We start from the raw sequence: 14,509 nt of genomic DNA on the forward strand, positions 1-14,509 counted from the left end.
GGGCGCTCAGGCGATCGGCGCCGCCTCGAGGGCCTCGGGCTGCGCCCCTGCGGCGTCCCGGGGCGGTGGCTCGCCGGCGGCGGCGCCTCCGGACGACGCCGCTCGCTCGTCGCCTCCCGCGGCGGTCGCCCCGGCTGCGGCGGGCGGCACGGTCGCCGCGGCGAGGAGGTAAGCGAGGCCCGCGCCGAGCAGCAGGGCGCTGTAGCCGAGGTTCAGCGCGCACAGGGCGCCGAGGGCCATCGCTGTCGCGCCCGAGAACGCGCAGAGCGCCCAGCACCACGGCAGCAGCGCCGACGAGACCGAGTCCACGATCTTGACCCCGAGCGGCGCGAGCGAGCCCGCGAGCACGCCGAACGGCACGAGGATCGCGATGGCGAGGAGCGCGCGCGGGAACGCCCCGAGCCCGAGGCCCCACCGCGCGAGCGGCACGAGGCCCACCGCCGAGAGCGCCGCGGCCACGGCGAGCGCCTCCGCCACCCTCGCGGAGACCTCCGTCGCGGCGCCCGGGGCCACCCGGGCGGTGAGGTAACCGCCCACGCCGGCCGAGACAAGGAGGATCACGAGCACGGCCGGGAGCTCGTGCGCGGGCAGGTCGAGCAGGAGGAGACCGTGCCGGAACACGGCGAGCTCGACGAGCGCGAACCCCGCGCCGATCGCGGCGAAGAACGCGAGCGCTCGGGCGGGCGGCGTCGGCGGCGCGGTCGACGCGCGCGCGGTCTGCGTGGGCACGTCCTGCGGCGCGAGGCGCCCGCGCCGACGGCGCGCGGCGAGCGCCGGGAGCAGCACGCCGAGCGCGGAGAGGACCGCGCCGACGGCGAGCAGCAGCGCGAGCGCGAAGAGGGCCGTGTGCCCGGCGCGGAGGGCCCCGACGTCGCCGAGCACCGCGGGCAGGCGGCGCGCCGGGACGGTGTACGAGAAGAACGGCCTGTCGTCGGTGGGCGGCGTCAGATCGGCCTCCACGGCCGCGCCGTCGGCGACGCGCGCGGCCGCCGCGGAGGCCGCGGAGGCCGAGGGCGCGGCCGCCGCGACGAGCAGGCTGCGGACCGGGGTCGCCGGGCGGTCGGGGGCGAGGACCTCCGAGAACCTGTGCTTGCGGCAGTGGCGGCGGAGCGCGTCGACGTCCTCGCGCGCGAGCGGCGTGCGCCGGGCGAGCAGCGCGGTCCTCTGCGCGGCGCTGCACGCGAAGAGGTGGTCCTTCGGCGCGGCCACGCCCGCGCGGCGCAGCGCCGCGGTCACGAGCGAGAGCAGCCGATCGAAGTCCGCGTCCGCGCGGGCCAGGACGAGCGTGCCCTCGGGCAGGAGGCGCGAAAGGAAGTCCCCGACGCCCTCCAGCGTGTGGAGCCGGCTCTCCGAGAGCGCGAGCGCGCCGGTCGTCGACGCTTCGACCGTGTCGGCCGACGGGATCACGATGTTCCGGAAGAGCAGCGGCGTGCGCCGGGCGAAGCTCCGCCCGTCGCCCACCACGAGGTGGACCTCGGGCTTGTCGAACAGGTTGCCGCTGAACGCGGCGTACCTCCCGCGCATCACCTCGAGGACGCCGTGGTCGCCCTCGACGGCGACCACGTCCTTCTGCCCCGCCTTGAGCGCGGCGCGCACGTCGCGCCCGCCCCCGGCGCCGACGACGAGCGCGGGGCCCTGGTCCTTGTGCAGCGCGTACGCCATGTCCTCGGGCTGCGGCGGGGGCGTCGCCTTCGCGTCGAGGATCGGGCTCGCCGCGGCGCCGCCGAGCCGCATCAGCGCCGCGCCGGCCTTCGGTCGATCGACGGAGATCAGCGAGCGCTCGGTCCAGGCCTCGTGCTCGGTCCGGTCGGGCGACGGCCGGCGGATGCCGGCGAGCCGGAGCCACGGGGCGCCGACGTCGCCGGCGAGCAGCACGAAGGAGCCGAGCAGGAACGTGGCGACGAGGCCGCCGGGCGCCCGCTGCTCGCCCTCGCAGCAGCGCGACCCGAGGTAGAAGAAGATGCCCGCCACGGCGAAGAAGATCGCCGCCGCGAGCGCGGCGCGGGGCGCCCCCGCGCGGAGCGCGCCGGCCGCGGCGAGCCCGCCGAGCGCGCCGCCGACGAGATCGAGCAGGTAGAGCCGGGGCATCTCCGGCGCCGCGTGCCGGATCGCGGCCGCGAGCGCGAGGCCCGCGAGCGCGAACGGGACCGTGGAGGCCGCGTAGCACAGCGCGAGCCACGGGAGAGACCCCGGCGCGGGGACGGACAGGGGCTCGCGGTGCGCGAGCAGGATGACCGCGGCGAGGGTCGCGCCCGACGCGAGCGCTGCGAGGGTCGCCATGCGGGCGAAGAGCGCCGGCGGGCGGGCGAGCGACGGCACGACGTAGAGCAGCGCGCCGCCCACGCCCGCGCCGACGAGCGACAGCGAGACCGCGAGGAACGCGTGGATCTCGCCGAACAGCGCCGCGTAGATCCGCGCGAGCGAGATCTCGAGCAGGACCGAGGCGCACGCGAGGGCTGCGACGCCGCTGAAGAGGCCGCTCCGCTGGGGGACCCGCATGGGCCCGCTCCTACCACAGCGCGAAGCGGCGTTTCACCTCTCTCGACCGAGCGGGGCGAGCGGCCACGGCGCGAGCAGCGGCACCGGGGCGCTCTGTCGGCCCAAACGCGGCTCCGCCGCGCCGCTTTGTCGGATCGCGCGCGCGCACTCGTCGACGGTCAGGCGGCGCGGCCCGTACGCGGAGGCGTTGGCCGCGTCGGCGTCCATCAGCCGGGTCGGCGTGTCGATCCCGAAATCGTCCGGGTGCCCCGGCTCGTCGAGCAGCACGTGGCCGAGCTCGTGCGACAGCGCGAACGACGCGCGATCCGCGCGCAGGCCCGCCCGATCCTCGATGATCGTGTTCCGGATCGCCCCGCCGTCGGCGAAGATGAACGACTCGCCGATCCGCCCGCCGCCCGCGAAGCTCGGGACCATCACGACGTCGACGGTCGAGGGGTCGCCGTCGTCGAACGCCTTGAGCAGCGCCCGCTCCTCGACCGTGCCGGCGATGGCGTCCGTGTCGCTGAAGTGCTGGAGGCCGTCGTCGAGGTCCACGGCGCCGATGCACGCCGTGAGCGTCGCGTCGGTGCTCAGCGCGCCCGCCGCCGGCGGCTCGATGGTCGCGAGCGCGCCGCCCGGCCGCCGCACGAGCACGTCGGTGGTCCCGTAGGCGCCCGCGCCGATGGCCGGGTTGTCGGAGAGGCGCACCGAGAACCCCGCCGCGCCGATCGCCGCGGCGACGGCCCGGGCCGCCGCGTCGGGGCGCGCGCGGCGCGCGATCGCCGCGGTGACCTCGTGGCCGTCGACGCGCACCCGGATCGCGCCGCCGCTGGCCGGCAGGCCGTGGTCGCAGCCGATCGCGAGCAGGTGCGGGCGCGGCGGATCGACGAAGGTGACGTCGAGCGCCTCGGGCGGGCCGAAGCTCACGCCGCAGGCGCCCCAGAGGGCGTTCGCCCGCTCGACCTCCGCGCGCGCGATGGCGAGCGCGCCCGCGTCGTCGCCGCCCATCGGCGGCGGGCCGCCGGCGCGGGGGCGCACCATGACGATCCGGAGGCGCGCGCGCGTGCGCCCGAGCGGCCCGAGCGGCGAGGCGCGCGGGCCGGCGACGCGGATCATCTGGACCTTCGGCCCGCCGGGCAGCGCGACGACGAGCGCCCCGCCGACCTCGCCCTTCACGGAGCGATCGACGATCATCGGGTGGTTGCGATCGATGTCGTCCGCGACCACCCGGAGGGGGCGCGTCGATCCGCACACGAGGCCCGGCGGCACGTCCTCCGGGCACAGCACGTGGCCGAGCGGCACGTCGGAGAGGCGATCGATCGCCGCGCCGGACGGCGCCGCGGAGTGGACGTCGAGCGTGAGCGGCAGATCCTCCGGCGCGCCGATGACGAGCAGCCGGAGCGCGTCGGGATCGTCGAGGTTCGCGAACGGATCGTCGCCGAGCCGGTCCGGGGGCGTGCGCTGCAGCGAGGCGTGGGAGCGCGCCATGTCGATGCGCCGCCCGGCGCCGTCGATCGCGCGCACCTCGAACGCGCTGATCGTCCGCGCCTCGCCGAAGAGCGCGATCTCGCTGCGCCCGGCGCGGACCGCCTGGATCTCGACGCGGCGGGCGCCCGCGGGGATCGCCGCGCCGGGCTTGACCGGGCTGCCGTCGACGAGGAGCCGCAGGCCGGCGGGGATCGCCGCGGGCGCCTGGCTCGCGCCGCGCGGCGCGCGCAGCGCCAGGAGCTCCGGGGCGGGCGGCGCGCGGGGCTGCTCGCCGTCCGGCACGCCGTCGGCGTCGTCGTCGTCCAGATCGACCGCGATCAACGCCGGCTCGGCCGCCGCGGCGCCGGCCGGGCCGAGCAGCCCGCCGAGGAGGACCGCGAGTGCAGACAGCCGCCTGTTCATGTCGTCATCGCCCTGCCCGCTCGCCCTCCCCGGCCAGTCTATCGCGACTCCGGCCGAGCGCAGCCGGCGCGGCGCGGGAGGGGCCGTCGGGAGCCCTCCGATGGCGGTGCGTCACGCCCTGCGCCACGTGTCGCGCCATGGTCAGCGTCAGCGCCGTCATTTTCGGTGTCGACGGCACGATCCTCGACACCGTCGATCTGCACGCGGCCGCCTGGCAGCAGGCCTTCCGGCGGTTCGGCCGCGAGGTCCCGCGGGAGAAGCTGCGCAGCCAGGTCGGCAAGGGCGCGGACCAGCTGCTGCAGACGTTCCTCTCGCCCGAGGAGCTCGGCTGGATCGGCGCCGGGATCTCCTCCCTGCGCGACCAGATCTACGGGCGCGAGCTCCTCCCGGGCGCCCGGGCGTTCCCCTGCGTGCGCGAGCTGCTCCAGCGCGTCGCGCGCGACGGGCGCCGGATCGTGCTCGCCTCGCCGACGCCGCGCGGCGAGCTCGACGCCAGCGTCGAGCTCGCCCGGGTGGGCGATCTGGTCTCGTGGACGGTCTCGGCCGACGACGCGGACAGATCGAAGCCGCGCCCCGACGTCCTCGAGGCGGCGCTCGACCGGCTCGGCAGCGTCGATCCTCGCGAGGTCGTGCTCGTCGGCGACGCGCCGTCCGACGCCGAGGCCGCGGCGAAGCTCGGCCTCCTCTCGGTGGGGCTCCTCTGCGGAGGCTTCCCTGAAATGGAGCTCCTCGAGGCCGGGTGCGCGGCGATCTACCTCGATCCGGAGGATCTCCTCGCGCGCTACGGCGCGTCGCCGCTCGCGCCGCCGGGGGAGCGGCTCGCGTCGTAGCGGCGCTCGGGCGGGCTCAGGAGGCGCCGGGCGGGCGCGCGGCCACCGAGCGCTGGCTCTCCGGGGCGCCGAGCCGCTCCCGGAGCGCCTTCCGCTGCGCCTCGTCGATGGATGACGCGGCGGTCGAACCGTCGCGGCGCTCCACCGAGTAGACGGCGTCGGGCGGCAGGAGATCGAGGAGCGCGGGGCTCTCGGTCGTGAGCAGGAGCTGGCGCTGGGCGGACGCGCCGCGCAGGTACTCGAGCAGCGGAGGCAGCGCGGCGCGATCGACGCCCGCGTCGGGGTGCTCGAAGCCGGCGAGCACGAGCGGGGGCTCCTGCGAGAGCGCCGTGACCATGGCGGCGAGCCGCAGCGTGGCGTCCGGCTCGTCCGCGGCGGCCCGCCAGCGCTCGCGCCCGTCGCCGTCGACGCCGTGGCGCAGCTCCGGGACGAGGAACCCGCCGGACGAGGACGCGCGGGCGCCGTCGACATCGCCGATCACCTGTGACAGCCCCGCGAGAAACTCGTCCTGCCATCGCTCCTTCGCGAGCGCGCGGAGAACCGAGCCCCAGTTGTCGCCGCTCGCCTTGAGGCGCCGGGAAGCGCTGATCTTCTGGGGCGAGCGCAGCGTGCGCGGCGCGAGGGAGTAGAGGACCGCCCGGCGCAGCTCGTCGAGCATCGGCGTGAGCGGTCCATCGGAGAGCAGCGGCAGGACGAGCTTCGTGCCGCTCACGGCGATGGGGGCGACGCCGCGGTACGCGAGCGTGCCGCTGCGCCCCTTGTCCTTGCGCGAGAACCCCTTCGGGCTGCCCTTCAGCCGGTCGAAGGAGACCTCGGGCGCGTCGCTGCCGGCGTCGAAGACCTCGCGCAGGCCAGGCTTGACGAGCCGCGTGAGCGCGCTGCGCTGCCACCACGCGGCCGTCTCGCTCTTGACGCGCGCCTCGCCCTCCCGCTCTCCCGGCGCGAGCTGCACGAGCCAGAACCCGTGGCCCTCGGTCCTGGAGACCGCGACCCCGAGCGTGGTGAGCGCGCCGTCGCCGCGCGCGCCCCCCAGCGCGCCGCCGCCGCGCCGGTTCGCCGCCGCCAGATCGAACGCCCCGTTGGCGCACTCGGCGAGGAACCGCACCGCGTCGAGCAAGCAACCCTTGCCCGAGCCCGGCGGACCGACGAGCGCGGTCAGCGACCCGAGCGTGAGCTCGAGGCCAGCCCCGACGCTGCCGTAGTTGCTGACGTAGACGTGGGTGATCATCGCGGCGCGGAGCCTCGGTTCGAGGACGTCCACCCCCCTGCCCGCGCTGCGGGACCGCTGGCCAGGCGCGCCTGAGAGACCTTCCAGGACGCTGGAGAGACCTCCCGGGACGCTCGAACGAGCTCCCGGGACGCCAGAACGACGTCCCGGGACGCCAGAACGACCTCCAGGGACACGCCACCGCGCTCCTGGGGCGCGTCGCGTTGCGCTCCCGGGACATGGCACGGCGCTTCCGGGACATGTCGCCAGGCACCAGGGACAGCACGCCAGGCTCCAGGGACAGCACGCCAGGCACCAGGGACAGCACGCCGGGCTCCAGGGACAGCACGCCGGGCTCCAGGGACGCCCGGACGGCGTGGGAGAGGTCCCGGAAGCGCTATCTCCTTCACGCCACGGAGAGATCCTGCCGCCCGGGCAGGCTGTCGCCCGTCACGAGCCGGCGATGCGCGGCCCTCGGTCCCGGTACCGTCCTGAAAATCTCCGATGCGCCCCACCCGACGAGGATCATCGAACGCCTCGCCAGCGATGTCCGCAACAAGATCCTTGCGGAAGCCGCGCCGCCCCGCGATGCGAGGCGATCACACCCGCAGGATCGTAAGGCCCGGCACGTAATCGCGCCGGAGCCCCACGATCCGCGCGGTCGCATCGAACGCCCTGGAGCCCCCTTGGAGCGTTCACCCACGGCCTCCACCCGAGCCGCTGATCTCGCCGGTCGAGCGTCGCTTCATGAACGCCACCGGCGAGAGCCCCGCGAGCTCACGGAACTCCCTGACCAGGTGCGGCTGATCGCAGTACCCGCTCGCGAGGGCGATCTCCGACCACGACCCGCGGGCGACCTGCGCGTTCGAGACGACGCGCTGGAAGCGGGCGATGCGCGCGTACTGCTTCGGCGAGACGCCGACGGTCGCAACGAAGGCGCGTCGCAGGTTCCGCGGGCTGACGTGGAGCGCGCTCGCCGTCTCTTCCACGGTGATCCCTCCGAGCGAGAGCTTCCGGAGCGCGGCGCGCGCGACGGCCGCCGACGCGGGCTCGAACACGTCGGGACCGAGCATGCGTCCCTCGAGGGCGCGTTCGATCGCCTCCAGGCGAGCTCGCGCTGGGTCCCGCGTGACGCCGGCCCCGACCGCCACCAGCTGCTCGAGCAGGGCGTCGGCGCGCCGGCCCCAGAGATCGCGCGCCGGGACGATGCGATCGGCGAGCTCGTCCATCGGCACGCCGAAGAAGGGGTACGCGCCGCCGGGTCGAAAGACCACCTGCACCGCGAGCAGGAAGCGCGGCACGCGCTTGTACACGGCGCGCGTCTTGGGCCCGAGGACGACGAGGTCGGCGCGGTCCGCGTCGAGCAGGCGAAAGACCAGCGATGTCGTGCCGTCGGGCAGCAGGTCGAGGTTCGTGATCGGCGGCGCGCTGGCGCGGACGGCGGCGACGAAATTGCGAAGCGCGCGCGATGCCGGCGCGCCGGCCTCCGGGCGCGGGGCGCGCCGCGCGACGGCCTGTTCGATCGATCCCAGCACGGCGCGATCGTGCGCTCGCCTCGGGCCGCCATCAACCCACCCGGCCCCGTCCCGGCCGTTTCCTCCAAGATTGCACGCCGGCACGGGCGCACGCTGCGGTCCAGCGAGGGCTCTTCAGCCCGAACCCCCAGGAGGACCACGATGAACCTCGACCACTACGTCACCCTCGGCCGCTCCGGGCTGCGCGTCAGCCCCCTGTGCCTCGGCGCCATGACCTTCGGCGAAGACCACGGCTTCGGATCCAGCGTCAAGGAGTCCGAGGCGATCCTCGATCGCTTCATCGAGCGCGGCGGCAACTTCATCGACACCGCCAACGCCTACACCAGGGGCCACTCCGAAAAGATCATCGGCGACCACCTCGGCCGCCACCCGAGCAAGCGCGACCGGGCGGTGATCGCCACCAAGTTCACCGCGAACCTCTACCTCGGCGACCCCAACGGCGGCGGCGCCGGGAGGAAGGCCATCTTCGCGCAGTGCGAGCAGTCGCTGCGCCGCTTGCAGACCGACTACATCGACCTCTACTGGATGCACGTCTGGGACAAGCACACGCCCATCGAGGAGACCGTGCGGGCCCTCGACGATCTGGTGGCGGCCGGCAAGGTCCGCTACGTCGGCGTCTCCGACACGCCGGCGTGGAAGGTGGCGCAAGCGCACGGCCTTGCAGGCTTCCGCGGGTGGGCGCAGTTCATCGCGCTGCAGATCGAGCACTCGCTCCTCGAGCGCACGGTGGAGGGGGAGCTCATCCCCATGGCGCGCGAGCTGGGCCTCGGCGTCACGCCCTGGTCGCCCCTCAAGAGCGGCGTGCTCACCGGAAAGTACACGCGGGAGAACGCCGGCAAGCACAAGGCCGATCGCGGCCCGTTCGTGCTCTCCGCGCTCACCGACAAGGCGTACGCCGTCGTCGACAAGCTCGTCGAGATCGCCGGGGCTCTCGACACCACGCCGGCGCGCGTGGCGCTCGCCTGGGTGGTGGCCCGGCCGGGCGTCACCTCCACCATCATCGGCGCGCGCACGCTGGCGCAGCTCGACGACAACCTCGCCTCCCTGGAGGTCGAGCTCGCGCCCGATCAGGTGGCCGCGCTCGACGCGGTCTCGGCGCCGACGCTCGACTTCCCCGCCGGCTTCCTGCGCATGGCCGGCGCGTTCACGAACGGCGGCACGACGATCAACGGCGAGAGCGCGCCGGCGTGGCCGATGGCGCCGAAGAACGACGGCGAGCGGTACTGAGCACGCGCCGAGCGCCCGGGCTGGGGCGCTCGGCCGAGTCTCCGTCGCGGCAGCGCCCCCCCGGCGCCCTCACGCCGTCCGCGCGACCGCGATCGCGAGCGCCTCGCCGTCGACGTTGACCTCGCGCCGCTCGGCCTGCCCCCACGCCGCGGGCGCCGCGCCCAGCACGAGCTCGGCGGCGAGCGCCTCCTGCATGAGCATCTCGCGCGCCGCCTCGGCGACCTTGCGGGCCCGCTCGCCGCCGTCGAGCGCGAGCCGGATCCGCTCGGTGAAGCCGAGGTCGAGCTCCTTGCGCAGCCCCTGCACCCGCGAGAGGATCTCCCGGCCGAGCCCCTCGTCGCGGAGCGCGTCCGTGAGCGCCGTGTGCAGCACGACGACCCCCGCGCGGCCGCCGGCCGCCGCGAACCCCTCGCCCGCCTCGACCGCGACGTCGATCTCCTCGGGGCCGAGCTCGACCTGCTCGCCGTCGAGCGCGATCGCGATCTTGCCCTCGGTCGCGAGCGCCGCGCGGAGCGCCGCCGCGTCGGCCTTCGCCAGGACCTGCTTCGCGAGCTGCACCTTCTTGCCGAGCTTCGGCCCGAGCGCGCGGAAGTTCGGCTTGAGCACGTAGCGGACCGCGCTCCCCTCCTCGCCGGGCTTCAGGAAGCGCACCTCGTGGACGTTGAGCTCCTCGGCGATGAGCGGCACGTGCTCGGCGAGCGCCGCCGCGAGCCCCTGCTGCGACAGCACGATGTCGGCCCGCGAGAGCGGCTGCCGCACCTTGAGCTTGTTTGCCGTGCGCACCTGCAGGCCGAGCGAGACGAGCTCGCGCACCGCGCGCATCTCGATCGCGAGCGGCTCGTCCACCGCGGCGGCGTCCGCCTCGGGGAACGCCACGAGGTGGACGCTCTCCGGCTGCGACGCGGGCCACGGCCGCCGCACCAGGTTCTGGTACATGGCCTCGGCGAGGAACGGCGTGAACGGCGCGCTCAGCTTGGCGAGCGCGACGAGCACCTCGTACAGCGTGAAGTACGCGTCGCGCTTGTCCTGGGCCGCCCGAACCGCGCCCGGGGCGATCTCCGGGGCGTCTCCGGGAGAGGACGGCGAACGCCGATCCTCGACCCACGTCGGAGAAGGAGCCCAGAAGCGCGCGCGGCTCCGGCGGACGTACCAGTTCGAGAGCGCGTCCACGAGATCGACGAGCCGCTGCGCCGCCTCGTACAGCCGGTACTCGTCGAGGTGCTCCGTCACCTCTCGCGTCGCGAGCGCGAGCTCCGACAGGATCCACCGGTCGAGGAGCGACCGCTCCCGCGCCGGCCGGTAACCGGCGCTCGCAGCGAGCGCCGCGGGCGACGTGTCGGTCGCGCCGGGGTTCCCCTCGGCGGGCGAGAAGCCGTCGATGTTCGCGTAGATGGTGAAGAACGAGTAGACGTTGCGAAGCTTGACCGCGAACTCCTTCTGGTACGCGCGCACGTTCGTGAGCGAGTGGCGCGTGTTCGTCCACGGCGGGGAGGACGCGTAGAAGAACCAGCGGAACGCGTCGGCCCCGGGCGCGGGCGTCGCCGGGTCCTCGATGAAGACGCGCTGGTCCTGCGGCAGCCTGGGCACGTCGTTGGGCATCACCGAGAGCGCCTTGTCGGCCGGCGAGAGGCCGAGGCGCTCGAGGTCTCCGCGCGAGAGCGCGACGATGCGGCGCGGGAGGCGCTTGTTGCCCGTCGTGGGCCTGAGCTCCAGCGTCACCGCCGCGCCCTCGCGATCGGCGCGGTAGACCCGCACCTTCGCCGAGTCGCCCGTGAGATCGAGCCCCTCGTAGTCCTCGCGCGCGATGTAGGCGACGCCGTCCTTCATCGCGCCGATGCCGGCCTCCGCGCCGTCGGCCGCCGCGAACTCCATCCGGACGCGCTCGAGGATGACCTCGGGCGGCGTGTAGTTGCCCTTCGACTTGCTCTCCTTCTTGCCCTCGCGGTCGCCGACGTGCCCGAGCACGACGCACGTCTGGTACGGGTGCGGGTAACTCCGGACCCGCGACAGCCCGAGCTTCTCCTGCGTCGCATCGTCGAAGACCAGCGTCGAGACCATCAGCAGCGAGTAGAACCAGCCCCGCGTCTGATCGATCGCCTCGCTGATGAAGTCCGCCGGGAACGCGCGATCGAACAGCTCCTTCGAGCCCTCCGCGTGCGGGTAGCCCCACTGCGCGAACGGCATGCTCCCGCTGTCGAACCAGGCGTCGATGACCTCGGTCACGCGGCGCATCTCGCCGCCGCAGGTCGGACACGGGAACGTCACCTTGTCGATCCACGGCTTGTGGACGATGAGGTGCTCGTTCAGGCCGGGGTCGGCCTTCCTGGCGTCGCGGAAGTGGTCGAAGGCGCGCGGGTTCAGCGCCTCGATCTCGGCGACCGAGGCCGGGGCGAGCTGGTGCTCCTCGTCGTTCGCGCAGACCCAGACGTTGAGCGGCGTCCCCCAGTACCGCTCGCGCGAGAGCGCCCAGTCCACGTTGTTGGCGAGGAAGTCGCCGAAGCGGCCCTCCTGGATGTGCGACGGGTGCCAGCGGACCGCGCGGTTGTTGGCGATCGCCTTGTCGATGTTGTCCCGGGTCCTGATGTACCAGGCCGGCCGCGCGAGCTGGATCAGCGGGTCGTCGTCCGCGCGCCAGCAGAACGGGTAGTCGTGGCGGTACTTCTCCTCGTGGACGAGCAGCCCGCGGGCCGCGAGATCCTTGATGATCAGCGGATCGGCGTCCTTCACCCAGAGGCCCGAGAACGCCGTGAGCCCCGGCTCGAACGTGCCGTCCGGCCGCACCGCGCAGAGCATCGGGACGTCGGCGCCCGGCTCGGCGAGCTCCGCGATCCGCCGCCGGTGCGCGTTGAAGTCGTCCTCGCCGAACGCGGGCGCGACGTGGACGACGCCGGTGCCGGAGTCGAGCGTGACGAAATCCGCGCCGAGCACGACCCAGTAGAGCGGCTCCACCTCGCCGTCCTTCCTGCGCAGAGAAGCGCCCTCGAGCGACCTCGTGAAGGCGTCGAACGGCGGGCGGTAGCGCTTGCCGACGAGCTCGCTCCCCTTGAGCTCGCGGAGGACGGGCAGGTCCCGCTTGAACTTCTTGGCGAGCTCCTCCCGCAGCGCCGCGGCCACGATGAGCTTGCCGGCCACGGGCGCCGCGCCGCCCGCGGGCGCGCCCGCGTCCACGACGACGTAGTCGAACTCGGGCCGGACCGCGGCGTAGCCGTTCGAGGGCAAGGTCCACGGGGTCGTCGTCCAGGCGCAGAGCGCGGTGTCCGGCTCGTCGACGAGCGGGAACGCGACGAACACGCTGGGGTCGTCGACCGTCTTGTAGTTCGAGCCGACCTCGGCCGCGCTGAGCGCCGTCCCGCCCTGGGGCCACCACCAGCAGACGCGGTGGCCGCGGTAGAGCAGCCCCTTCCCGTGCAGCTGGGAGAGCGCCCACCAGACGCTCTCGACGTAGCTCCGGTGGTAGGTGACGTAGGCGGTGTCGAGGTCGACCCAGAAGCCGATCTTGTCGGTCAGGTTCTCCCACGCCTCGGTGTACCGGAAGACGGAGTCGACGCAGCGCGAGATGAACGGCTCGACGCCGTACCGCTCGATGTCGGCCTTGCCGTGGATGCGCAGCTCCTTCTCGACCTCGACCTCGACCGGCAGCCCGTGCGTGTCCCAGCCGGCCTTCCGCGGCACGTCGTAGCCGCGCATGGTCTTGTACCGGGGGAAGATGTCCTTCACGGCGCGCGTGAGCACGTGGCCGTTGTGCGGCATGCCGTTGGCGGTCGGCGGGCCCTCGTAGAAGACGAACGTGCCCCGCGAGGGGCCGGTGGCGCGGGTCTCGGCGCGGAGCGTCTTCTCGAAGATGCGGCGCTGCTTCCAGAAGGCGAGGATCTTCGCCTCGTCGGCGGGGAAGTTCAGCTCGGTCGCCACCCTGTCGAACAGGGGCTCGGGCGGGCCGTCGGTCGGTTTCTTCGAGGACGCTTCGGACATGGCCCGGCCTAGTAGCAAGGCCGATTGCCAGCGTCGAGGGAAGCGCTGGGCCGGCGCGGAGCGCGCGCGACGAACGGCAGGGGTGCTAGGATCTGACGATGAGCGCGCAGCACCCGCTATTTCCAGGCAATGCGCCCGAGGTCGAGGCCGCGTTCCAGGCCGTGCCGGACGAGATGGTCGCCGAGATCCTCGACGGGGAGCTGTACACGTTCCCGCGGCCGGCGCGGCCGCACACGCGGGCGGCGTCGCGGCTCGGCACGAGTCTCGGGGGACCGTTCGATCTGGGCGCGGGCGGGCCAGGGGGCTGGGTCATCCTCGACGAGCCCGAGCTCCACCTGGGAGCGCGGCCCGACAAGGTCGTGCCCGATCTCGCCGGCTGGCGCCGCGAGCGCATGCCAGATGCGCTCGGGCCCGAGGACGCGCCGGCGCACTACGACATCGCACCGGACTGGGTCTGCGAGGTGATCTCCCCGCGCACCGAGCGCGTCGACCGAGGCAAGAAGATGCGGATCTACCGGCGCGAAGGGGTCCGCCACGCCTGGCTGCTCAACCCGGTCGCGCAGACGCTCGAGGTCTACCGGCTCGACGACGGGCGGTGGTTCTTGCTCGACACGTACGAAGGCGACGAGATCGTGCGACCGGAGCCGTTCGACGCGATCGAGCTGCCGCTCGCCGCGCTCTGGGCGCGGTAGCGCGCGGCGTCGGCAGGGCGCCGCCGCGCGCGGCTCACCCCGCGCGCTGCGCTGGCAGAGCCCCGCCGAAGTCGGCGCGGATGGCGGCCACCCCGTCCGCGCCCGCCGCGAGGCAGGCCGGCGCCGAGGCCGCGTCGATGCCGCCGAGGGCGAGGAGCGCGACGTCGCGCGAGGCCGCGGCCAGGCGGGCCCGCGCCTCGCGCAGGGCCGCGAGGCCGAGCGGCGGGCCCTTGCCGGGCGTCGCGAAGATCGGCGAGAGCACGGCGGCGTCCGCGCCGGCCTCGGCCGCCCGGAGCACCTCGTCGACGCCGTGGCAAGCGACGGAGACGAAGGCGCCCGCCCCGAGCAGGGCGCGCGCGTCGGCCACCGCGACCGAGCGGCGGCCGAGGTGGACGCCGTCGGCGCCGAGGAGGAGCGCGAGATCCAGGCGATCGTTGACGACGAACGAGGCGCCGAGCGCGGCGGTGGCGTCGCGCAGGCGCCTGCCGAGCGCGTGGAGCGCCGCGCCGGAGAGCTCGGGATCGCGGAGCTGCACCGCCACGCGGGCGCGGGCCTCGGGGGGCAGGGCGCCGAACGCCGAGAGCCGCGCGAGCAAGACCGGCTCCGGGACGTCCGCCGCCTGGGTGATCAGGGTCAACCTCGGGGTGAGCATGGCCGTCCTCCAGCGCGCCGGCGGCGGCG

General features: G+C 74.6%; 9 protein-coding genes. 3 read left to right on the top strand and 6 right to left on the bottom strand.

What is annotated here, in order from left to right; all coding sequences use genetic code 11:
* Window positions 1-6 precede the first annotated feature (6 nt).
* Both WMF34_RS21890 and WMF34_RS21895 read right to left on the bottom strand, forming a co-directional pair.
* A complete protein-coding gene (locus WMF34_RS21890) occupies window positions 7-2,499 on the bottom strand; it encodes a hypothetical protein (RefSeq protein ID WP_437994444.1) in 2,493 nt (830 codons plus the stop codon).
* A gap of 33 nt (window positions 2,500-2,532) precedes the next feature.
* On the bottom strand, window positions 2,533-4,368 hold the full coding sequence (locus WMF34_RS21895; RefSeq protein ID WP_437994445.1) for a hypothetical protein: 1,836 nt from the start codon (window positions 4,366-4,368) through the stop codon (window positions 2,533-2,535).
* 137 nt (window positions 4,369-4,505) lie between these two features.
* Between WMF34_RS21895 and WMF34_RS21900 the strand changes: the two genes are divergently transcribed.
* Window positions 4,506-5,198 carry an HAD family hydrolase gene (locus WMF34_RS21900; RefSeq protein ID WP_437803879.1) on the top strand — a complete coding sequence of 231 codons (693 nt, stop codon included), beginning with the start codon at window positions 4,506-4,508 and terminating at the stop codon, window positions 5,196-5,198.
* Between the two features lie 16 nt (window positions 5,199-5,214).
* Here the strand turns inward: WMF34_RS21900 and WMF34_RS21905 are convergent, their stop codons facing one another.
* Both WMF34_RS21905 and WMF34_RS21910 read right to left on the bottom strand, forming a co-directional pair.
* A complete protein-coding gene (locus tag WMF34_RS21905) occupies window positions 5,215-6,426 on the bottom strand; it encodes an AAA family ATPase (protein ID WP_437994446.1) in 1,212 nt (403 codons plus the stop codon).
* Window positions 6,427-7,100: 674 nt separating this feature from the next.
* A complete protein-coding gene (locus tag WMF34_RS21910; RefSeq protein ID WP_049876318.1) occupies window positions 7,101-7,940 on the bottom strand; it encodes a helix-turn-helix transcriptional regulator in 840 nt (279 codons plus the stop codon).
* Window positions 7,941-8,081: 141 nt separating this feature from the next.
* Here WMF34_RS21910 and WMF34_RS21915 point away from each other — a divergent pair, with 141 nt between their 5' ends.
* Window positions 8,082-9,167 (top strand): aldo/keto reductase, encoded by a 1,086-nt coding sequence (locus WMF34_RS21915; protein ID WP_437994447.1) that lies wholly within the window; start codon window positions 8,082-8,084, stop codon window positions 9,165-9,167.
* Between the two features lie 69 nt (window positions 9,168-9,236).
* Here WMF34_RS21915 and ileS read toward each other — a convergent pair whose 3' ends face one another.
* Entirely contained in the window at window positions 9,237-13,136 is a 3,900-nt protein-coding gene (gene ileS, locus WMF34_RS21920) for an isoleucine--tRNA ligase (protein ID WP_437994448.1), read from the bottom strand.
* A gap of 98 nt (window positions 13,137-13,234) precedes the next feature.
* On the opposite strand from ileS, the gene WMF34_RS21925 reads away from it, so the two are divergent.
* On the top strand, window positions 13,235-13,828 hold the full coding sequence (locus tag WMF34_RS21925) for a Uma2 family endonuclease (protein ID WP_012236870.1): 594 nt from the start codon (window positions 13,235-13,237) through the stop codon (window positions 13,826-13,828).
* Window positions 13,829-13,862: 34 nt separating this feature from the next.
* Here WMF34_RS21925 and WMF34_RS21930 read toward each other — a convergent pair whose 3' ends face one another.
* A complete protein-coding gene (locus tag WMF34_RS21930; protein ID WP_437994449.1) occupies window positions 13,863-14,480 on the bottom strand; it encodes a thiamine phosphate synthase in 618 nt (205 codons plus the stop codon).
* Window positions 14,481-14,509: the final 29 nt, after the last annotated feature.

It is taken from the genome of Sorangium sp. So ce145, from assembly GCF_051525985.1.
Classification (GTDB): domain Bacteria; phylum Myxococcota_A; class Polyangia; order Polyangiales; family Polyangiaceae; genus Sorangium; species Sorangium cellulosum_B.